Here is a 23,001-nt window from a genome sequence, read left to right as displayed (position 1 = left end):
CCGTCATGCAATTTGATACACTACTGACCACCTTAACCGACGTACACACTCAACTCAGCCAACAAGCCGCCCGCCAGACCGATCAGTTGATGACCATTCGAAATTGGCTGTTCGGTCTTTATATCGTCGAGTTTGAACAAAACGGCGAAGACCGAGCCGCTTACGGGCAAGGGTTGCTGAAACGATTGGCTGATGAGTTAAAGCAACGGACAATCAAAGGGTTGTCAGAGCGCAATCTATATTTGTACCGTGATTTCTACTCGAAATACCCTCAAATTTTGCAGACGCTGTCTGCAAAATTGCAGCAAGCTGGTTTGCTAGAGATTTTGCAGACACTGCCTGCAAAATCTCAACAGTCGGCTGATGACTTGCCAGCGGTTGCGCCCGACCTGCTACTTAGTCGCCTGACTTTCTCCCATTTCGTTGAATTGCTGAAGGTCAACAATCCACTTTACCGCCGCTTCTACGAGATTGAGGCAATTAAAAACAACTGGTCGGTGCGCGAATTAAACCGGGCCGTGACGACCTCTTTAGCCGAACGAACAGGTCTTTCCACAGACAAAGCCACTGTAATTGCTCGCGTTAAGGAAGACAAACCAGTTGGGCTGGAAGACCTGATTCGGAACCCATATGTGCTGGAGTTTCTGGGGCTGGAAGAGAAAGCTACCTACACAGAGAATGACCTTGAAGCGGCCATTATTGATCATTTACAAGACTTTTTGATCGAACTGGGTCGTGGCTTTTGCTTCGAGGCCCGCCAAAAACGCATCACCTTCGACAACCGACATTACCGCGTCGATCTGGTTTTTTATCACCGTGTCTTGAAATGCCATGTGCTGATTGACCTTAAAATCGGTGAGTTCGACCACGCCGACGCGGGGCAGATGAACCTCTACCTGAACTATTTCAGCGAAAACGAGCGCACAGGCGATGACAACCCGCCCGTTGGCCTCATCCTGTGCGCCAGCCGGAATGACTCACTGGTGAAATACGCCACGGCAGGGCTTGCACAGGAAGTGTTTGTGTCGCGTTATCTGACCGAACTGCCCAATGAGGCCCAGTTACAAGCATTCATTCAGCGTGAAAGTCTGCTGTTACCTCAACAAGATGAGTAATTACATGGTGTGCATTACAGCATCAAACATAAATCACCCTGCCTCACACCGGAATAGCTACTTCAAATTCGGTGCATTCACCCTGCTCGGTGTTTACTGAAAGCGTGCCCCCGTGGCCTTTGGTGATGATGTCGTAGCTGAGGCTCAGGCCAAGCCCAGTACCGCTGCCACTGGGCTTGGTGGTAAAAAACGGCTGGTAAATCTTGTTCAATAATTCCGTGGGAATGCCCGTTCCGTTGTCCTTGACGGTGAATGCCACGCGGCCATTTTTCAACTGCGTCGTTACCCAGAGTTGAGGCTGGTAGCCTGCCGGGGCCTTCTTTTTCTTTTCCAGCACGGCATAAAACGCATTGTTATATAGGTTTAGCATCACCCGCGCCATCTCCTGCGGCATAAGGTCTACCAAACCCACGTTCGGGTCGAAGCTCGTGGAGAGCGTGATGGCTACATCCTCATTTTTTGCACGCAGACCCAGATAGGCCAACCGCAGGTATTCACCAGCCAGCGCGTTGATATCGGTGGGTTCGCGGTGGCCGTTGCTGCTCTGGGCGTGTTGCAGCATCCCGCGTACAATGGCGTCGGCCCGTTTGCCGTGGAACGTAATTTTCTGCAGGTTCGGCGTCAGCGCATCGGCGATGTCGAGTACATCCTGCTTGTGGCCGGCGTTGAGTTCATCTTTTAGCTCGGCCAGCATGTCAACACTCACTTCGGCGAAGTTATTGACGAAGTTGAGCGGATTCTGAATCTCGTGGGCAATACCCGCCATTAGCTCGCCCAGCGAAGCCATCTTCTCACGCTGCACAAGTTGGTCCTGCGTGGTGCGCAGTTGCGCCAGCGTGGTTTGCAACCCTTCTTTTTGCTCGTTCAGCTCTACCGTGCGCAAGGCTACTTTTTCTTCCAGCATGGCATTCTGGTCTTCTACCAGCTGCCGGTTTTTCTCGGCCAGCCGGAGTTGTTCGCGCACAGCTTCTTCCTGCTGCTGTTTCAGCAGGTTCACTTTGTAGGTCAGGGCCAGCGTAAAGAGAATGATCTCAATACCCGACCCAATGTGCATGCTGTTGTAAGTCCAGAACGAGTGGGGCAATTTTCCGAAGGCGTAGAGCAGGAAAACAAAGATCGACAGGAAGAAAACAAGGTTGCCGATCACGTAGAACAGGGCAGGCCGAAAGCCCCGGCGGTAGGTAACTACCCCCGCCCAAACGCTGAAGATTCCCTCGACCAGGGCCACTATCGGTACGAAATCAACCTGCACACCCGACCTGGCAAATACGCTCAACGTCAATATGTTGATCAGAATACCGACGGCATACAGCCCTAATATACCGAGGCCAATGTTGTAGAATAAGGGCGCCTGGTGCCGTAGTCGCAGGAAGGCCAGCGTAAACAGTACGTGCGTTAGGCCCGTAATGCCTGCCAGCACCGTGGCGTAGCGTTCAATGGCCGGGTTGGCAGGCCACAAAAACTCGCCGGTGTGTCCCCGGAAAAGGGCCATTTGCAGGCCAACGATAAACACCCAGACGGCATAGCGGAAGGTGTCGGTTTCACGCAACCTGACAAACAGCAGCAGGCTGTAAACCACGATCATCAGAATAAACCCGTAGTATAGCCCGTAGAACAGATCCGAGCGGTGCAGGGCCTCGAACAGGTTAGCCGTCGACCGGCAGTAGATGGGCCATGCCGTAGTGTAGATGCCTTCTACATACACGTAGACCAGGTGCATTTGCCCCTGCCCCACCGCCAACGGACATACCTGGTTACTTTTCAGAAATGGAAACACCCGCTCGGGCTGCAGCATACCAAGCCGATGGACTGTCAACACCTGATTGTCAGCCACTTCATACACCAGAATACGTTCTGTACCGGTGTAAACGAAGTGCATGTACAGGCTCTCCGGCGTCTGGTTCTCGATGGTCAGCCGCAGCCAGTAACCATAACGCCGGTCATAGGGCTTGATAAGGTTGTTCTCCGCAGGCACGAACCGGTACGCCGCGGGCTGTTCGAGCAGTTGGTCGATGGACACTTTCCCGGCAGGCACCTCCAGCAAACTGCTCATGCCGAACAGGTTATTGGCCGTTGCTGGGTTCATTATCCGGATCGTGTCACCGCTGGCTGGCGCGGTGAACAGGCAAACCAATAGTATAAAATAAAGCTGTCTCATAGGGTTTACTGACTACGCTACGACCGGCAACATCGCCGTGCGGAGCATAACGTCGACTTTATTAGCCACGGTACCAAACTCACTTTTAGCAATCAGTTCAAGCGGAATGCGTAGCAGGGCGGGTGGCTCGGTAATCTGTTTACCGGCGGCGGTAGCTTCGGCTTCCAGCGTAGCTATAAGTTGCTGCCGTTCAATGTCGGTCTGGGCCTGAAGTAGTTGTTTGGCTTTTTGCCACGCTACAGTCCGGCTTTGCTGCATGGCGGCGCGTTCTTTTGCTTTCAACTCCTCGGCGAAGTGCTCTACTGCCGCGCCAAACGGTTTGAAAATACGCCCAATGTTGTCGTTCATCTGGTCGAACATGCCGTCGAAGAGGTCGTTCATTTTGTTATAATCAGCCGTGAACGCATCGAGGTCTTTTCCGGCGTAGACGTCGGCCATCACAATGGGTAAGTCGAAGGCAATATGCGCGCTGGCAGCGGCGAAAATATGCTGATCGGTGGTGATGGTTGTCTGAGCCGCATCAATCGTCACCTGCCAGGGGCCGGTGGCTTTTTCGCCGTCGAAAAAGTGATTGATGGCCGTGAAATACCGGTTACTGAACGCCACATCTACCTGCTCCATCTCAACGGGATTGGCAAATAAACCGATCCGGATACCCTCAGCCACCCGTTGCGTAACCAGCTTATAGACAGCACAGAAATAGCCCATCGGATTGTTCTGCGACCGAAACTGCCGTGCCACTTTGTCGAGGTAGCTGATCACGTCGGCGATGTGTTCCAGGGGCGGCACGCGGAAATCGGGCATGTTGGCTTCCCAACGGTCGGTGAGGGCCGAGGGCAGGTAAAACTGTTCGTTTTTGGCGGCGTTGGTGAAGGCCAGAATCTGCCCGATGAGGTTGCTGCTGAACGCCCGGCCCATGGCCGCCATCAGCAGGTTGGTGTTGTCAAGCCCGCGTACGCTATTGTCGAACCACTGTACGGTCTTCATAATGAACGAGTTATCCGATTCAGCAGGGGCTACACCCAGCATGTCGGCGTGGGAATCACTCACAAAAAAGCGCACAAACGAGGGAGTGAGCCGTTTCAGCGGACCAATTACCAACTTGCTGTTCATCAGCTCAATACAGGCCTGTGTCAGCTCGGCACCTTCCATGGAGGGACCCGATTGGTGGGCCAGGATGGCTTCCATCAGGGCGCGGCATTCATCCTCGTCGTCGGTCAGCAGGTCTTCGTCGATACCCATCATGTGGCCCACCACACGCCACAGGTGCAGGTAGGCGGCGCGTTGTTCGGGCGTGAGCGTGATGCCCAGTTGCGCCAGCCCGTCCAGGATCACCACGCCAAACGACAGCAATGTACCCACCAGGTCCTCCTGGTTGATGGGTACACCAAAGGCCGCCGAATCCCAGTTACGCTCCTGCGCAAAATGGCGGATCGTGGCGTGCATGAGCCGCACTTTTTGGGTGGCCACGATGGCGGTTCCGTCCTGCTCGAAATTGTTCGTTGTCATCATATCGACCACAAACTGCGCTGTTTCCATAAGGCGTCGGCTGAACGCGTCCAGGCTTCCGTCATGTGCCCGCAGGCGACCGGTGCGGTAGAGTACTTTGGCACCCCGCCAGCAGGTGTAGCAGGTGGGCAGCGATTTGCAGAGCAGGATGAGCAAAATTTTCGGGCCGTGCTGCGTAAACACGTCGGCGGCAACCATCAGCTTAAACGGCTCGGCGTAGGCGGGCAGGTGGCGCGTTTGCACGAAATAGCCTTCCACCACCTGCTTCACCTTATCGGGCAGGACATCAAACGCCGGGTTGGGAAACTGCCGGTTGCGCACCAGCATCTGGAAGATCTGGTCTACCTCACCTTTCTGATTATCAGCTAGTAAAGTTGTGATTACCTCATCGGCCAGGGGGTCGCCCAGGCCACGCTTGGTTTGCAGAAAAGCGGCCGGCCAGCGGGTCACGGGGGTAGATTGGGCAGCCGTTGGGGGTGTTGCTTCGCGGGCCGGGGAGGGCTGGTCTGCCACCGCACGAACCGAACCGGGCCCCGATATCGTGGGCGTTTTTGGTGCGTTCTGCGGCGTTTTTTTGCCGGAGATGACCTCAATAAACTTCGTGGACAGGCTCAGAAAACCTTTGTCGTTGGGGTGGATTTCGTCGTACCAGTAGTCGGCCAGCCGGGCTGTTCGCTGCACCGTGCCGCGCAGGTCGAGGTAGGTCACGTTGGGGTATTCGGCGGCTACTTTTTTCAGTGCATCGTTGAACGAGTCGATAATAAACCGGGCAATGCTTTCGCGGTCGGCTTCGGTCATAACGCCCCGGTCATTCAACACGTCGCCCATCCAGCTACTCGTGCCGGGCAGCGACGCATCGGTCCCTCTTGGAATGACATAGTCGTAGCCATGCACAATAATTTTCACGTTGGGATGACCCAGGTTCACCAGCCGCAAAATACGCCTATAGCGCTCACAAACAGTCGTTAACGTGGTAGCGAAGGCATCGGTAAAGTAGCGAATGGCCCCCGTTTGGTCCGCATCGGGTGTGGTGCGGATGAGGCCCGCAAAGGCTTCACCGAGCAGGTCATTGCCGCCACCGCTGAGCAGAAAATACGCCGGTTTTACCTGGTCAATAGACTCCAGAAACGTACTGTCTTTCAGGTAGTCTTCCAGCGTGGCCCCCGCCGCCGCCACGCTGTAGACGTTATATACGCCGCCGAGATAATCGAGAATGTCGCGCAGCAGAAACGGGTACTGAAACCACGAATCGCCCTCGGCCACAATCCGCAGCCGGTCAGGGTAACGGATCAGACTTTGTTCATATTGGCGGTTCCGCACCCGTTTAGCCACCCCGTTGGCTACGGCCAGCGTCAGGTCGGTCCATAGCCCGCGCTGCCCGGCGTCGGGTTCAATGACGTGGATACCTTCGCGCAGTTTCAGGCCCGGCGCCATCGGGTTCGATAGGTCAGGCTCGTAGTAGAGGCCCAGGGCAAAATCGGCCATGATGTCTTCGTGCTGGGCGTCGGGGGGTGGGGCCAGCATCTGGCTCAGTTCTTCGGCCCGGACGGTGTTATAGAGTGGGTTCGTCAGTTGCAGTGTAAGCGTCTGTGTGCTCCAGTCGGGCAGGGGTTCTGCTTCGTCATCAAACAGGTCGAACCCACCGCGCGCATCGGTAGGCCGGAGTTTATCGGTAAGCACCGGGGGCGACGGTAACGCACTCATAGTCAGTAACGCCAGCGTGGTTTCCGACAGCGGATCGGTGGTGACCAGCAGCTTGATATGTTCCGTTGAACCCGGCCAGTTATACTGCCGGACGACCTCCTCCAACCCCAGTCGGATGGTGCTTTGACGACCCATGGGGACCTTTTTGCTGGCCGCGCCAAGCGTTACGCTCTGCCCCGCCTCCAGCCGGCAGTTGGTGGGCAAAAAGTCGGGAAAGGCCATGAAATCACGCGATAGATACAGGGCTGTGCAGTACACCGGCTGGTTGGCGGGGTTGGTTAGTTTAATAGCCAGCGTGGTACTCCATTTGCCATCCTGCTCCGAAAAAACCACCGGAATGGGGGCCGTGTGTGGGTCGGTGATGGTGAGCGGCGCGGCATTGGCCAGGGTCAATTCCACGGCCAACACAGGTTCGCTGACGGTAGAGTTATGCAGGTTTTTGAGATACTGCCACCCACTCAGGTGGTGCAGGTAATCGGCCAGGATGGCAATCGCCTGTGCGTTATCGGCGCGGAGTGGGCGAATAAGGGGCCGATTTTCGTCGCCGGGCTTGGTGATATAAAAGAGGCCATTGCGTACGTGGAGAGTATAATCGGCGCGGGTTTCGTCGTCTTCGGCTACAAATACGGTCTCCGGTTTGCCAGCTTGCCCATCCAACTTTGGGCGACTCATAAGCCGTTGCAGCAGATCGGTTTGGTCGGCAGAGGGGCCACCGTGGTTGACCATGTGCAGCCGGACGGGCTGGCTCATCAGGCCCGCCACCGTAGTCCGGTACACCGCCGTTTGGTCGAGCTTCGCCGCCACGTCATCCGCCACGGTGAGCACTGTATAGTCGGCACCAACCTGCTTGACGCTGGCGGGATAAGCCGTTTTGGTGGCGGCATCGTAGAGCGAGATAGCCCCGTCGGCGGGGCGGGAGGCCATGCCATGAATGGCCCCTACGTCGAGCAGCCAGCCTTTTTGCGGGTTGAACGTGGCGGAAACAGTCAGGGCGTTCTGTTCCAGTTGACGGTTCAAAAATCCCCGTTCCAGCACCGCAGCATCCTGCCCGTCAGGCACATAGACGCGGGGGCGTTGTTCATAGCCGAACCGCATGTACTGCCGCACCCGGCTGTGCAGGTCGCGGTACGACACCTGCCCGTGGGTGGCATTGAGCACCGCCAGCAGGTTCTTCGTGAAAATGCCTTCGCCGTTAAATTCCTCTGCCAACTCTTCCGATTCGCAGGCGGCAAACTGAACATGATTCCCCTGCGGCATCACCACGTCCAGCCCCTTCGTCTGAATCTCGGCGGCGGGCAGCGTTTCGTGGAAAATAAATCCTTCGTAAGGGCGGCGGGGGGCGGGTTCGGTCAGGCGACGTTCGCGCACATCCTGATCGGGCAGGACCATCGCCAGCAAATCAACGGCGCGGGTGTTATCGCCGGCATGGCAGCAGTCGGCCATCACGACCACATGGGCACCGGTAGCACAAACGGGGCCAAGCAAATAGCGGACTTCCTTGTCAGCCAACAAAAACTCCCAGGGGTTGACCGTCCCCCCGTCATGACACACCAGGCATTCAAGCTGACCATCGGCTTCGTCATCCCAAACGGCAGTGTCGGCGGCCTCCTGCGCTCCGTGGCCGGAGAAGTAAAACAGCACGGTGTCGGCAGGACCGGCCTGCGCCAAATGGTTCTGAAAACCGTTGATAATGCCCTTTTTGTTTGCCTGCTGATCCGTCAGGGCCAGCAGTTTCAGGTCAAAATCGGTCTGGTTTTGTAGGTATTTCGTCAGCACCTGCACGTCGCCGACGGGTCCGCGTAGCTGACGTACGCGTTCGTAGGCACCCACGCCCACCAGCAGGGCATATAGTTTGGGAGTTGTTTCTGAAGTAGTCATGGGCGTAAGTGAATTGGTTAATTTATTGACAATCAGCTGCTAATTGTAATTTATTTTTTACGTGGAGCAGTCCTGCGGTGAGGTGGTGCTACAAGAACCCAAATACTTGCCGCAACCCTGCCTGCAACGGTGCTATGGGAGCTTTTTTCAGCCAGTTAAGCACCTCATTCGGCGACCGCACCAGCCGCGCGCCCGTTGTAGACACCACCCAGGCGTTGCCGTTGGGGCGCACGGCCACGTCCAGCACCGACCCAAACGGCACCTGCACCAGCGTCCGGGCCGACACCAGGTCGAGCAGTTCAACGGTTTGCTGCCCCTCATCTTTTTTGCGCACCCACCAGGCCGTGGTACCCAGTGCGCGGGGGGGATGCAACAGCAGGCCAAACCCCAGTGAGGTGGTCCGTGACCCCGCCGGGCCATGCCGCAGCAGGGAGGTTTGGGCCGCCGTGGTGGTGTAGAGCAGGGCCACGTCCCACCCGTTTTGGGGGGACGCAGGCAGGTGAGCCGCCGTGAGTAACTGCGCCTTCAGAGTGAGTACGGGCCGGGGTACATCGCCGCTCATGGTATAGAGTGTGGTCAGACCCGGCTGGGTGGTGGGCAGCAAAAGGTAATTGCCGGTTGGCGAAAACAAGCTTTGCCGCCGACTGCCCTGCCAGCCATTATTCAGGCCTTCATAAAAGGTACTAAAGGCGCCTAGTGGCTTCCAGCCGGGCAGGCCCGCCCGGTTTTTGGTCAGCCGCCAGAGCCGGACGGTGTCTAATCCAACCGGCGAATCCACCCGGAAATCGGGTTCGATACCGTTGGTGTCGGTGGGGGTGCCTTGGGTGTGCGGCGGTGTGTAATACAACCGCTGACTTTTCATGAGCCAGTAATCGCCCGCCGCCGAGACGTCGAAGGGCCAGCCAGACTGCCTGATGTGCAATGTCCTGAGGCGATCCATCGGGTTTGTCTGGTAGATCAGCAGGTCATCCCGTTCGCGGGTCATCAGCAGGCGGCCATCGGGCGAAAATAGGGCAGCGGGCGTGATGTGCCATCGTTGAAAAATGGAATAGCCCGCCGTATTGACAACCTGCCTGTTAACCACCCGGCTGGCTTTTCCGTAGGCTAGTTGGATAGGCGTTGCCGGGGTTGGCCTATCCAGTTGCCAAAGCGAATCGGGGCGGCTGACTGGGGGGAAGCCCGCTCCGTTGGGCAGTGTTCCCGGTGGCGCAGCCCACTCCTGATTAGTCTGTAGCCACTGGCGGCCATCGGGCGAAAACAGGCCCGTCTGGTAGGTGACGAACCGTACATTACCTTCTGAGAGTATAAAACGTGGCTGACTGGTGCTGTAGCGACGGAGTAAATCCAGCCGGTCTGTATTCACCCGGTACAGGGCTGTTTCGGCCTGGCCCCATTGCATTGCATCCGAGGCCATCAGGTAGCGCCCGTCGGGCGAAAACTGGCAGTTATTGACCGTTGTTAACGTGAGGGCCGCCCGCAGCGGATGCAGTTGCTGGTCTGTCGTTTGCCAAAGGGTACCGACCGCCTTTTGCGCATCTGCCGACGCCTTATGCGTAAGTAATACATTGCCCTGCGGCGAAAAAAGGGCTTCGGTAGCCGACGTCAACTGGGCTGAGATCAGCGGAATTTGTGCGGCAATGGGCCAGGCCATGGCGGGTTGGATGCCGCTGCCTTCAGTGATCAGCAAGCGTTCGTCGGGCGAAAAGACGGTGCTGCCTGCCTTAAGTCGTGTGCTGAAACCATACACCGGCACCAGCCCGCACGGACCGATTTTCCAGAGGCTGTCGGCATCCTGGGTGGCGCCACTGTAGGTAATCAGATACCCGCTTTTAGGCGAAAACCAGGCCGATTCCAGTGGCCAGCCGCTTTCGTCGAGTACATTGGGTTGCCGAACGGGTTTGGCAAATTGGTGTACCAGCATGACCGTATCGGATTCAATGCGCCACAGGTAATCAGCATTGGTGTGGTGCGACAGCAGGTAATGGCCATCGGGCGAAAAAACGTCCTCACGAATAGACGTTTTCCCGTCGAACTCATGGATTAGCCGTTGATGCGGCCCGTCGAGTTGCCACAAACGGACCACCACCTTTTTTTCGGCTTGTTCTTCCAGCGTAAGCAACTGATTGGTAGGCGAAAAACGAACTGACTGCGGCTGCACTTTCGTCAGGCTGTCGGCTGGTTTTGGGGCGGCATCACGCGTTTGTTGCAGCAGGGACCAACCGCTGCCGTCGAAGTAGCGTATGTCGCCACCCCCCCGCTGGGTGGTGCTGGTAAACAGGTAGCGCCCATCATTGGAAAAAGGCGTCCACAAGCGGCGGGGTGTCAGTGCTACAGCCCCCAGCCCGGTCAGTAGTGGTCGTATGGTATCGCCCTGAGCCGTAGTCATGGCATATAAAGTCAGCCCCAAGTCCGATATGCCATTTTCGGGAGCACCAATAAACGCGGCACGATCCACCAGCAACAGGTGGCGGTCGTCGGCTGAAAAATAGCCCTTAAAGTTGCCATATCGGGTCCAGCTAAGGCTACCCATCGGCTTCATGAACTGCAACTGATGGGGGGCCAGCACAACCAGTCCTTTTGGGGTGGTCAGGTATTGACCGCCAGACGAGAACAGGCATTCGTGCATATCCTTGTCAGGAAATTTTGCCAGGCCCACGGTAGGGTCAGCCGCTTGCAGGTCGTGGAGGTAGGCCCCCCGGTTGTAGCGGTTCACCAGCAGCCACGACCCGTGGTTGGTATTGGGCGAAAACCGCACGCTCCTGACCGCCCCACCAAACGCCCGGGGCGAATCCACTTTAGGGCCATGCAGGGCAATCAAACTACCCTGCCATGTTTCGCCGGTGGCCACAAACAGGTAGCGTTCGTCGGGCGAGAAGAAATGAATTCGAGGCCGCTCCGAAAACGTGTATACCAGCGTCAGCGAATCGCCCCGACGGTAATAGAGGCGGCTTTTGTCGCTATGGGCCAGCAGGTACGTACACGTCGGCGACGCCCGAATACTGTCGGCGCGGAGGGCGTAATACCAGTTTTGGGGCTGGTTGGCTACCTCACCAATAACTTTCAGGAGCGAGGTGCTATCCGGAAATTTCTGGTGGGCATATTCCAGCAGGCGCAGGCTTTGGGTGGGGTCAGTGGCGGCCTGAACCCGCGCTTCGGCAAGGAGCGCCCGAAACTGAATGCTGTTGATATTGTATTTTTTAGCCAGTTCCATCTTCGCGGCCATGTCAGGCGCACCAAGGCTCCGTGCCAGTTGAAACGCCGAATACGCCTCAGCATAATGCCCCGCCATCATTTGCCGGTCGCCTTTGGTGGTCCAGAAATCCGCGCTCTCCCGGTTGTCCGTCTGTTGGGCAACCGCGAAGAAGGGGGCCAGGAGAAGGAAGAGGAGGGTTTTCAAGGTGATGGGGGGTTTACTGTTGCTTCGCGCTGGTCGCCCTTCGACAGGCTCAGGGTGACAATGGCGTTGAATCAAGTTAGGAAGATTGCTCTAGTGCCCTGTCACCCTGAGCCTGTCGAAGGGCGACCAGCGCGAAGCAACAGTAAACCCCCCATCACCGATCATACATCGAGGTTCCGGCAATGGCTTCTTCCCGCCGATGGTGTATTGTACGGGCGTAGGTTTCCAGCGCGTTGCCGAAGCTCAAATACTGCTTTGCCAGGTCGGGTTGGCCGTTTAGCTGATAGCCCTCCTGCACTTCGCGGCAGGTGGCCAGCAGGTTTTCGCGCAACACCGTCGTGACCTGATAGCCTAATTGCGCCCGCTTCTGAAGCCGCCCAATGGTGCCCACGTCCAGCAGATTCCGGGTGCGGGGTTGGTGCAGGCTGTCGTCGAGGGAACGGTAAAGCGCATCAGTCTGAATAAACTGCCCGAATGACCGGCACGCCTGCGCCACGCCCATCCCGTTGCTGGTTAGGCCATTGCGACTTCCCAACAGCAGTATGGTATTGTTAGCCAGCGTGTCGGCCTGTTCCAGTTGCAGGCATAGTTTCGAATAAAGCCGGTCGCGCTGTTTCGCCAGATCAGCCATCGTCAGCAGCGAATCGGGGTTGACGCGCAGAAACCGACGGCCCGTCCGCAGAAACGGGTCGCGGTTGGCCAGCGTGTCGGCGGCGAGGTAGGTCTGTTGCGCCGTCCGGTATTCATTCCGCGACTCGGCGTAGCGGGCATTGCTCAGTAACCGCCCGTAGCCGTCCTGACTTTGCAGAAAAAGCACCACGCCAATGCCCGCCAGGATCAGCATACCCAGCCCCACCAGCGATAGCTTATTTTGCCGCACAATACCGAAGCTACTTCGTAGAAAAGCCCTTTCCGGGCCCGTAAGCCAGGTTAATCGCCCAAACTGTCCCGCAAAGGTGCGCAACAGCCATGCCCGCCTTGGCGGATGGCCGCTTGCCCGGAGTAGATTTTGCAACGCCGTGCTACCCCATGCCACGTCCCGGTCACGACCTGATAATGTATAGCGCGAACTGGCTTCGGTCAGGCTTTCACGCTGCACCAACTGCGCCGGTCCCGCCGCCCGAATCCACCCCCGGTACGTACTCCAGGAGTTAATCAGCGCTTCGTGGGTTAGTTCGTAATACCCATCGCCCGCCTTCACGTCGCGCCCGGAAACCAGTCGGTTGTCGGTCATGGCGGTCAGGATTTGGTCGCACAGAGGTTGTTGCGGACCAAAATCCAGTTCGTTAGTACCCACCCGCCGGCGGGCGTATTCACCACCCTGGAACGCCACAAACCGCAGCAGCAGATCACGAAAAAAGTCGATGCTGGCCGAAAACGGCGCGACGATGGCGGCGGCTTTATCCTCCAGAATCTGCCCGATGCCCACGTAATCTTTCTCGTAAATCGTACGTTCGGGCCGGTCTTTGGCTGTTTCGTAGAGTTCATTCAGGGCCAACGACAGCAGCGGCAGGGCGTTGGGATAATGCCGGAAGTCTTCGATGATGCGGGCTACGGTTTCCTTTTCGGGGTAATAAAACATACCCGTTTGCAGGGCCGGCCGTATAATGATTTCTTCCAGCGCCTCCACGTCCAGCACCGGAATGGTGTACTGCTGGGTGGCGGTTTTCCAGAACCGTTCCTGCGGGTTAAACTGCGGCACAAATTCAATCCGCACCGTGGCCATCACCTTGGTCTGCGCCCCGGCGGGGCTTTGCAGAAAACGGGTCAGTTCGCCAAAAAACACTGTAAGTTGGTCGTCGGAACGGTTTGTAGCCTGCGTAATCAGCTCTTCCATCTGGTCGATCAGGAGCACTGGGGGCGGATCTTTCAGGGCGTTGGCCAGTTCAACCATCGGCGTTTTGCCGGGCCGCATGATGGCGTAGGTAGTCCCCGCCCGTTTGCGTGGTCCCAGAATACCCCCCATCACCAGCGACGATTTGCCCGTTCCCGACGCCCCCACGACCACCACAAAATTGGTGGCGTCGAGCAATTTGTTCAGGTCGCGGATGGCCTCGTCGCGCCCAAAGAAAAACGTGCTGTCTTCGGGTTTGTACGAGTCCAGACCTTTGTAGGGATTGATGCGCTGCCGGGTACTCAGCGAGGCGGGGTTGAATGATGGCGCCAGGAACACAAACTCGCCGCCTTCGTGGCTCGAAAACGCAAACAGACACGAGGTCTGTTCGTGGTCCTGACTAGCCGCCGCTGCTGCCAGCCGTTGCTGGATGTAGTCCTGTAATTCGTTGATCGTAACAATGCCATCGTGGTTGGTGTCGGCCTCGCCATCACCCAACGCACGAGCCAGCAACGTAGCAAAAGGCGACGTAACAAACTGATCATCACCAATGTCGTTGCCAATGTACTGATCTAGTGCCTGCTGGTTATGCGCCGACGACGTAAAGATCTGGTTAGCGCGGTAGCGTGTAAAATGCCCAAAATCTTCCTGACTGATGGTCTCTTCCGCCTCGGTCTCAAACGCCCCCCGAAAGCCCGCCGCTGCCTGCCGCACCGCCCCGGCGTAACAGCAATCCAGAATGAGCAGCACCTGTTTTCCGTTCAGGTGCAGCACCTGATCGGCCAGCCATTGCATGGAAATGGCGGTGTCGGCCATCCGTTCGCGGCGGGCATCTACGGGGAGCAGGTAGCCGCCGTAGATGGGCGGGCCGTCGGCGGGTTGCTGCGTCAGCGCTACGCCGTGACCGGCATAGTAAATCACAATCTGGGCTTCACCGTCGGGGTCCAGGCTGGCAATGCTTTCTATGGCCTGCACAAACGTGGCGTGGTCGGGGTCGGGGTAGCTGTGGATTTCGTAACCATACGCGGCCAACGCACCGGCCATCAGTTTAATGTCCTGCGCGGGTGTTTTCAACGTCCGAACGCCCGGATCGGTATAGGCCTGCGCCCCAATCAGGAAGGCGTGGCGCTTCGGAAAAATGGCGAATGGCGCGGTCATGTCTGGTAGCCAATGAAGTGGACAAAGGTCTGTTAGTCAACAAATTTGCCCGTTCGTTTTTCGGCCAAATCCGTTTGGGTTTGGGTCAGTGTTCAGCCTTCTACGTAAACGGTTGGTGTTTTCCCAAAAAACTCCCGAAACACCGTACTGAAATGAGACGGGCTTTCGTAGCCAATCATGTAGGCTGTTTCCGACACGTTATACCCCTGCCGGAGCAGTTCACACGCCCGTTTCAGACGATATTGCCGAATGAAATCGGTCACGTTCAGGCTGGTTACTGAGGCCAGTTTGCGGTGCAGCGTCCGGCGGCTCATACCCACGGCCTGGGCCAGTTCATCAACCCGAAACTGACTGTCGTCCAGGTGTTTCTCAATGAGCGTATACAGGTTCCTGATGAAGCTGTCTGCCACTGTTTCCGGGCTGATCGGTTCGTTGGGATGGCTGAGCTGCTGCTGAAAATGCGCCCGCAGGGCTTGCTGCCGGGCCAGCAGGTTATGGATTCGTAGGCGCAGTTCGTCTACGTGAAAGGGCTTACCAATGTAGTCGTCGGCCCCTTCTTCAAGGCCTTCCATCCGGCTGGACTGAGCAACTTTGGCCGTCAGTAGTACCACCGCAATATGGTCGGTGGCGGGGTCGGTTTTTAGTCGGCGCGTGAGTTGATAGCCGTCCAGACCGGGTCCATCCAGACCGGGTCTATCCAGACCGGGCATCATAATGTCGGAAAGCACCAGATCGGGCAGTTCGGCCTGCGCCAGCGCCCAGCCTTCATCGCCGGTGAAGGCAGTCAGTATCCGGTAGCTATCGGCCAGTTCGCCGGCAATAAAGGCATTCAGTTCGGCATTGTCTTCCACCACCAGCACCAGCGGTTTTTCGGTAGTGGTAGATTCTCTTTCAGCCGTACCATGCAAAGGCCGTATCAACGCAACGACCTCGGCCACAGGCAACAACGGCCGAATAAGCGGGTCATTACCTGTTTCTTCATGAACCTTCGACAGGGGTAGTTCCACCGTAAACGTGGTGCCCGACAGGCCTGTTTCCGCCCGGGTCGACACGCTGCTCACGCTGACGCGTCCACCCATTAGCTCGGTCAGTTCGTTTACCAACGCCAGACCAATACCCGTGCCGGGGCTGGCAAATTGGTGTGAGGGGGCACGACCTTTGACGTCCGGCTCCTGAACCTGGTAGAACCGGTTAAAAATGTAGGGCAGCTTTTCGGGAACAATGCCAATACCTGTGTCTGTCACCGTGAGCTGCACCATCGCCTCCTGGCTCAACCGAACCATAACCTGCCCTGCCGACGTGAATTTCAGAGCGTTGGCAATCAGGTTATGGGCAACCTGCTCCAGTTTGTCGGCGTCGAACGTATAGAAGTCCGTCAGTTCATTTTCGTAAGTCAGGGTCAGGTTTTTCTCGCGCGCCATGGGTTCAAATGCCCGCACGATCTGCCCCACAAAATCACCCAGATCACCCGCCTGCAATGACACGGTCAGGTGCCCCGATTCCAGCTTGGCCAGATCCAGCAGTTGGTTAATGAGCCGCAGCAGCTGCCGGGCGTTGCGTTCTACAATTCCCAGACTATGCTGTAACTCGGCCGAGTCGCGGAAGCGTTTCAGCAGTTGCTCAACCGGGGCCAGAATCAGGGTGAGGGGCGTTCTGAACTCATGGGTGATGTTATCGAAAAACCGCGTTTTCAGCTCATCGATGACCTTTAGCTGGTGCGCCTCACGACGTTGCCGAACCTGCCGGGCCGTTTTCTCGATGGTGATGTCAAGGTCGGTAAAGACAATGGGTTTGCACACAAAATCAAACGCCCCCCGGTTCATGGCTGCGCGAATATTGGTCATATCGCCATAGGCCGACACCATCACCACCAGCAAAAACGGGTTTAGGGCGGGAAGTTTGGCCAGCAGCGTGAGGCCATCCATGTCGGGCATGTTAATGTCGAGCAGCAGCAGATCAATTGTCGGCTCCTGCTGCAAAAGGGCCAGCGCCTCGTACCCATCGTGGGCGAAGTGAAACACATAGGTCGAGTCTCTGATTTTTCGCCGAAACCAGTTCAGCAACAGCGGCTCAAGGTCAGGCTCGTCGTCAACCACCAGAATAGTTGTCATAGGATAGGCATATAGGCACTGGAAAAATACCCATACCTGTGCCTTATACTCAACTTATGCACTGACTGGTAGGCTGTTATCGGCGAAAGAAAGCGGCATGGCTCTTTTCCTGCCCTGAACAATACCAATAAATAGATTTTGGTGTACTAGATAACGGCGACAATGTCACTCATCAGGTTGAATGGCTATGTTTAGTCCACCTAAATGGACCAATTCACCTCGTTATGAAACAAATTTCACTTGCTAGCTACCTGCTGCTGTTATTTATCCTCAGCACAGCCCTGACCTGCACCGACCACCGCGATCAGCCCACACCCGCCGCCCGGTTCCGGGTCAAAACGATTGCATACACTACGCTTGGCAACAGTAAAACACCTGCTGATGGCCCATTCGTATTGACCTACGATAGTAATGGCCGGTTAGCATCATATAGCACACCAGATTACACAAGTAGGGAAAGCTTTGGCACTAGGGCTGTTCATTACACTTATCCCAAAACTGACTATCAATTTTATGCTGATGGACTCGTGGAAAGGGTTAATAATTTTGCCATGAGCTATTATTTTGATAGCCAAAATAGATTGATCAGAATGAGGCTCAATGCCTATCAGCAAGACAGAGTAATTTATGATTTTATATATAATGGCAACAGCACTACTCCTTCTTCGCGTATCACTACGAGGCTTGATAATAACGTAGTTGTTGGAAGCAGGACTGAAAATTATTCATTTACCGGTAGCAACGCAACGGCAATAGATGGTAAATCCTACACCTACGATTCTAGTCCGAATCCATATAAAGGCCTATTTGGCTTTGCTGCTTTTTCTATTTCATCACCAGATTACACTGCTAACTTTTCAGGTAACATCAATGCATTAAATAGACCCTTCGACATTAGCGAACGGTTCAGCGATTCGTCCGTCAAAGTGTTCAATCAGAACAACCGTACAACTGACGCACAATTGACATATAATAGTGACGGTCTGGTAACAAAAATCGTTTACAACGATGGTAACTCTGAAGAGTTTACCTATGAAACGTACTGAATGGGCGGCTATTAGTTTTAACAAAAAAGACCACGTTGCCGTGGTCTTTTTTGTTAAAACTAATGCTGAGCAGCATAGCACAGCCTGACAACTTGGTATTTAATGCTTCGCTTCGGCGTAGTGCCGTTTGAGCAGGTCGTCGCCGAAGTCGTTGCCTTTTTCGCGGAGAATGGCGTGGATGTGGTTGCCGTCATTCTGAAAACCTACGTTGTCATACTCAATCAGAAAATCGGGAGCGTTGATGATGTAGTAGTGCGGTTTGTTGTTGTTGAGGCTACCTACCCAGGCGAAATACACTTTGTCGAGGCCCGTTTTCAGGAGTTTGTCATACAGCCGATGCGCCGTCTGGTGCTCGAAATTGTGAATGTATTCCCCAAGCAGCATCGTCAGGATAGCCTGCTGATCGGCGGTGAACTCAGCCGCCGAAATGCCGTAGTAACTCGTGATACGCTGGTTAGCCTGGGGCGAGGTGATAATGTCTTTGGGTACGTTCTGCTTTAGTATCGCCTTGGCCTGCTGCCCCGCCGTGAGGGCGTTGATGAGCAGAAAACCGTAGTCTTCTTCCTTACTCAATACCCGCAGGCCAGCGTATTTCGATGATTTTACCTCCGAGGGATCAGTGCCATAAAAAAGCGGCGACGTCACCACGTCATTATCCCTAACCGTAATGTTCAAGGCTATGTGGTGACCGCCAAAATTAAGTCCCCACGGGTCTTTGCTCTGCGGTTTGCCCCAGATAGAAATGTAGAAATGGCCATGGGCCCACTTCAGATTCTGGGTCATGGTGAGGGTTTTCTGATCAATCTTACCCGCATCAAACGCCTGCTGATAAAGGGTGTTCAGGATATCGTCGAGGGCCATGATGCTCGTAACCTTCAGATAACCCTGCGAGCTGAGCAGCGACGACAGCACCCGGTGAAACGCCATCCGACTCTTGTCTGACAGGGCTCCATATTCGATGCCGGCGCGAGGTACCAGCCCAACGGGGAGGTTGGTCCATTTTCGCCGCGTGGTGTCGGTGAAAGCGTAGGTGGTTTTTGCCAGTTCGTCGGGGGTTAGCGTAGCTAAAAACTGGCTTGCTGTTGCCTCGACAGACTGATTAGGCTGCGCCTGTAACGAACAGACAGTCAGCACCATGAGGATTGTTAGCCAATAACGGATGGGTAAAGTTAGATGATAGTCCATGGTCAGCGGGAGTCAGAAGGTGGTTTTGGGGGGAGGCGTAAATCTGAAAAAGGCGTAGGTACAAAAGCTACTCAACCCCGCCAGCAAGTGCCAGACCGAATGGCCCTGATACAGTGAGTGCGGATCGCAGCCGATTTTCTGCACATCCAGCGTTCTGATTTTCAGCGCAACAACAATGAACACCAGGCTGGAAATAGCAAAAAGAACAGACCGCTCACGTCGAAACTGAATGTAATTGATGATAATCAATAGCCAGGTCGTCAATATTAAAACGGGTAACAAAATACTGCTGGAAACAAGTAGGGCGATTTCATAAAACAGCAAAATGGATAGCGAAACAATGGCAATAGCCCAGCGCTTCGCATTAGCCGAAAAATCTATTTTGTAAAAAACGTGATACAGTGCCATGCACAGCAGCGTCAGGCTAAGGCCATAGGTACCATTCATGTCGACGCGTTGCCCGACCCACGTCAGCGAAGCATGGAAAAAGGCACTCCCGAAGCTCAAATAAATAAAACACGCACCCAATAGCCATGACAACCCCGGAAATGCCTGCATCCGGTTAGGCGCCTGTAAGGTGCCATTTTTCTGATCGTATCGGGCAAGCTGACAGACGAATACGCCAAAAAAGAAGTACACCAGATTGGAATATGTATTCATCGATTGGTGAAAAAATCGACGTACATCATTGAACTCACAATATTCAACCGTCAACGCCGATTTGCTGATTACCATATCCGCCCAAACAGTGCCGCTCATGGTTGCATTAAGCAAATAATAAATAAGCAGCATGACCATCGTATAAGCTGCAGATCGACTAATAATCTTTGTTAGCATATAGCCAAAAGCTAACGGCAACGTATGTGTACTGTTTCCGGGTCAGTTCAGGTTTGCCTTCCCCTACTTTTTCAACTTCACTTCGGCCAGCAGATTACGACCACCCATCGCCGCAATGATTGGCGTGCGGTCGTAATACGTTACGTAGCGATCAATTTTCTTTTCAGCGTTGAAATGCAAAACAAAATTCATGCGGACCCCCGTGGCTTTTCCCCGGAAAACCAGCGCGTTGGTGAAGTAAGATAACACGTAGATGCCCGTTGAGGCGCCCCCTTTGGCTTGTCCTGTCACCTTGAGCGGGAAGTGGTTGAACTCAGACATTGTCATCGACTCGATACCCGATTGGTGCCGGAAGTTTCGCCACCAGTTTACGACAGTCGCCTTTCCCAGCAGTTTGGTGCGTGTGTTCTGATCGCCGTCCGGAAAATCATACGCTACATCATCAGCCAGGGTGGCTTCCCAGGCGCTAAAATCAAACGCGGCAAGGTGGTTAATAGATCGCTCGGCCAGTGTGCTGTAGTCAGTGGGGGCAATGGTAAAAAGCGGGTTGGTGATAGCCAGCAACGTATCGGCGGGTGGTTGTGTTTCGGTGGTGCTGACGGTATCACAGCCGGCAACGAGCGAAAGGGCGATCATAAGGACCAGGATAATTGAAGCTAATAGATTGACTTTCATCGAATTGGTGGTTTAGCGGAACGTGATACAGGCGAAAATGCAGCGACATTATACGTGCACTGGTACGGCCACAAACATCACAGTCCATTAGCCAATGAGCCTTTGTTTTTGGGACAATCTTGTTTGGCAATCGGTCAACACGGGCCACCCGGTCATTGATTACGTGTAGGGGTATAGCACGATCTGGTCCTTTCGTGGTACATTTAGACTATGGAACTCCAGACCCACTACCGCGCCTGCAACCTCTGCGAAGCCATCTGCGGCCTCACCGTTACCCACCAGAACGGTACCGTTGTCAGCATCAGCGGTGACCCCGCCGATCCGTTTAGCCGGGGGCATATTTGCCCGAAAGCAGTGGCCCTCAAAGACATTTACGAAGACCCCAACCGCCTGCGCCGCCCCCTGAAACGGGTAGAAACGCACGGTGAGGTGTCGTGGCATGAGATCGGCTGGGAACAGGCGTTTGACGAAGTGGCCCACCGGCTGCATCAGGTGCGCACCCAACACGGTCCCAACAGCATTGGGGTGTATGCGGGTAACCCCACGGTGCATAATTCGGGCTCGTTTCTGAGCATGCCGGGCTTTGTACGCTCTATTGGTACGCGCACCATGTTTTCGGCCTCGTCGGTCGATCAGTTTCCGCACCATTTTGCAGCCTGGCAGTTGTTTGGTCACCCCCTGCTGATGCCCGTTCCTGATATTGATAACACCGATTTCTGGATCATCATGGGCGGCAATCCCATTGCTTCCAACGGCAGCATCATGACCGCGCCCGACGTGGCCACGCGCCTCCGGGCCATTCAGCAACGCGGCGGACGCGTGGTGGTGATCGACCCGCGCCATACCGAAACCGCCAAACGTGCCGACGAACACCAGTTCATCCGCCCCGGCACCGACGTGTTTCTGTTGCTGGCGATGACCCAGGTGCTTTTCGCCGAAAACCTCGTGAACGTGGGGCGCCTTGCCGATGTGACCGACGGCATAGATACCCTCCGCGAAGCCGTAATGCCCTTTTCTCCCGAAACCGTAGCTACCGTGACGGGCGTATCGGCCAGCGACATCCGGCGGCTAACGCGGGAACTGGCCAATACGCCCCGCGCCGCGCTCTATGGTCGTGTGGGCGTATCGACGCAGGAGTTTGGTGGGCTGTGCCTCTGGCTCGTCAATGTGCTGAACCTGCTCACCGGCCACCTCGACGAACCCGGCGGCATGCTGTTTACCTCGCCTGCCATCGACGCGCTGGCGGCCCGGCCAGGTGTGCCGAAGTCAGCCTATAACAAGTACAACCGTTTTCAGAGCCGGGTGAGTGGCAAGCCGGAGTTTATGGGCGAAATTCCCGTGGCCTGCCTCGCCGAAGAAGCCGAAACTCCGGGTCCGGGCCAACTGCGGGCGCTGGTCACGAGTTGCGGTAACCCCGTTTTATCGACACCCAACGGCCGCCGCGTTGACGAGGCGCTGGCAGGGCTGGAGTTTATGGTATCAGTGGATATTTACCTGAACGAAACCACCCGCCACGCCGACTACATCCTGCCCCCGCTGACAGGTCTCGAAACGGCGAATTATGATCTCACTTTCCACGTCCTGGCCATCCGCAACACGGCCCGCTATTCGGAACCGATGGTACCCAAACCGGAGGGGGCTATGTATGACTGGGAGATTTTCGAGAACCTGCGGCTGCGGTTGTCCGGTACACCGCGCGAGGAATGGAACCTGCAAAACCCCGCTAAAACCATCGACCAGGGACTGCGCTTTGGGCCGTATGGACAGACCGGGCTGAGCCTCGACCATCTGCTGGCCAACCCCCACGGCATTGATCTGGGGCCGCTCCGGTCGCAGCTGCCCGGCCGGCTGCAAACGCCCGACCACCGTATCAACGCAGCCCCGGCCCTGTTTCTGGCTGATCTAGCACGCGCACAAACGGCTCTCGGCCAGCAGGTTATTGCCGAAACGATTGCGCCTGACCAACCCGCCAGCACACAGTTATTGCTCATCAGCCGCCGCCACCTCCGCGACAATAATTCGTGGATGCACAACGCCCGCGTGCTGGTGAAAGGCCGCAACCGCTGCACCCTGCTCATTCACCCCGACGATGCCGCCCGCTTTGGCGTCACCACCGGGCAGCCCGTCCGGGTGCGGTCGCGCGTGGGGGAAATTGAGATTCCCGCCGACGTGTCGACCGAGATCATGCCTGGCGTGGTGTGCATGCCCCACGGCTATGGCCACAATCGCCCCGGCACCCGCCAGGACATTGCTCAGCAACATGCCGGAGCCAGCATCAACGACCTCACCGACGAAGCCTTTTCCGACACGCTCACCGGCAACGCCGCCCTGAATGGCGTACCGGTTTGGGTGGAAGGCGTAGTTTGATGAACACAAATCCGGGGGCCGTCTGTT

The 23,001-nt window shown here is 55.9% G+C and carries 11 protein-coding genes; 3 read left to right on the top strand and 8 right to left on the bottom strand.

Features of this window, described 5'->3' with window-relative positions; all coding sequences use genetic code 11:
• Nucleotides 1-5: 5 nt before the first annotated feature.
• The gene (locus J2I47_RS11660; protein WP_207364759.1) at nucleotides 6-1,115 is read left to right on the top strand and encodes a PDDEXK nuclease domain-containing protein; all 1,110 of its coding nucleotides are present in this window, start codon (nucleotides 6-8) and stop codon (nucleotides 1,113-1,115) included.
• 43 nt (nucleotides 1,116-1,158) lie between these two features.
• Here the strand turns inward: J2I47_RS11660 and J2I47_RS11655 are convergent, their stop codons facing one another.
• The 5 genes from J2I47_RS11655 to J2I47_RS11635 all read right to left on the bottom strand — a co-directional run bounded on the left by J2I47_RS11655 (nucleotide 1,159) and on the right by J2I47_RS11635 (nucleotide 16,864).
• A complete protein-coding gene (locus J2I47_RS11655; protein ID WP_207364758.1) occupies nucleotides 1,159-3,273 on the bottom strand; it encodes a sensor histidine kinase in 2,115 nt (704 codons plus the stop codon).
• A gap of 12 nt (nucleotides 3,274-3,285) precedes the next feature.
• Nucleotides 3,286-8,364 carry a DUF5995 family protein gene (locus tag J2I47_RS11650; protein WP_207364757.1) on the bottom strand — a complete coding sequence of 1,693 codons (5,079 nt, stop codon included), beginning with the start codon at nucleotides 8,362-8,364 and terminating at the stop codon, nucleotides 3,286-3,288.
• Between the two features lie 88 nt (nucleotides 8,365-8,452).
• Complete coding sequence (locus tag J2I47_RS11645) at nucleotides 8,453-11,761, bottom strand: WD40 repeat domain-containing protein (protein ID WP_207364756.1); 3,309 nt, start codon at nucleotides 11,759-11,761, stop codon at nucleotides 8,453-8,455.
• Nucleotides 11,762-11,915: 154 nt separating this feature from the next.
• Nucleotides 11,916-14,753, bottom strand: coding sequence for an nSTAND1 domain-containing NTPase (locus J2I47_RS11640; RefSeq protein WP_207364755.1), 2,838 nt, complete (start codon nucleotides 14,751-14,753; stop codon nucleotides 11,916-11,918).
• A gap of 92 nt (nucleotides 14,754-14,845) precedes the next feature.
• Entirely contained in the window at nucleotides 14,846-16,864 is a 2,019-nt protein-coding gene (locus J2I47_RS11635) for a response regulator (RefSeq protein WP_207364754.1), read from the bottom strand.
• A 224-nt stretch (nucleotides 16,865-17,088) separates the two neighbouring features.
• Between J2I47_RS11635 and J2I47_RS11630 the strand changes: the two genes are divergently transcribed.
• Entirely contained in the window at nucleotides 17,089-17,910 is an 822-nt protein-coding gene (locus J2I47_RS11630) for a hypothetical protein (protein ID WP_207364753.1), read from the top strand.
• Between the two features lie 99 nt (nucleotides 17,911-18,009).
• Here J2I47_RS11630 and J2I47_RS11625 read toward each other — a convergent pair whose 3' ends face one another.
• The 3 genes from J2I47_RS11625 to J2I47_RS11615 form a co-directional block, all read right to left on the bottom strand.
• Nucleotides 18,010-19,095, bottom strand: a complete 1,086-nt coding sequence (locus J2I47_RS11625; RefSeq protein ID WP_207364752.1) for a DUF3500 domain-containing protein — start codon at nucleotides 19,093-19,095, stop codon at nucleotides 18,010-18,012.
• A gap of 12 nt (nucleotides 19,096-19,107) precedes the next feature.
• Nucleotides 19,108-19,887 carry a ceramidase domain-containing protein gene (locus J2I47_RS11620; RefSeq protein ID WP_229374536.1) on the bottom strand — a complete coding sequence of 260 codons (780 nt, stop codon included), beginning with the start codon at nucleotides 19,885-19,887 and terminating at the stop codon, nucleotides 19,108-19,110.
• Nucleotides 19,888-19,995: 108 nt separating this feature from the next.
• Nucleotides 19,996-20,568, bottom strand: coding sequence for a nuclear transport factor 2 family protein (locus J2I47_RS11615; RefSeq protein WP_207364750.1), 573 nt, complete (start codon nucleotides 20,566-20,568; stop codon nucleotides 19,996-19,998).
• A gap of 249 nt (nucleotides 20,569-20,817) precedes the next feature.
• On the opposite strand from J2I47_RS11615, the gene J2I47_RS11610 reads away from it, so the two are divergent.
• Nucleotides 20,818-22,974, top strand: a complete 2,157-nt coding sequence (locus J2I47_RS11610; RefSeq protein ID WP_207364749.1) for a molybdopterin-dependent oxidoreductase — start codon at nucleotides 20,818-20,820, stop codon at nucleotides 22,972-22,974.
• Nucleotides 22,975-23,001: the final 27 nt, after the last annotated feature.

The organism is Fibrella rubiginis (genome assembly GCF_017353185.1).
GTDB classification, from domain to species: domain Bacteria; phylum Bacteroidota; class Bacteroidia; order Cytophagales; family Spirosomataceae; genus Fibrella; species Fibrella rubiginis.
The sequence above is the reverse complement of the archived record's forward strand: the minus strand, read 5'-3'. Positions and strand labels throughout refer to the sequence as shown.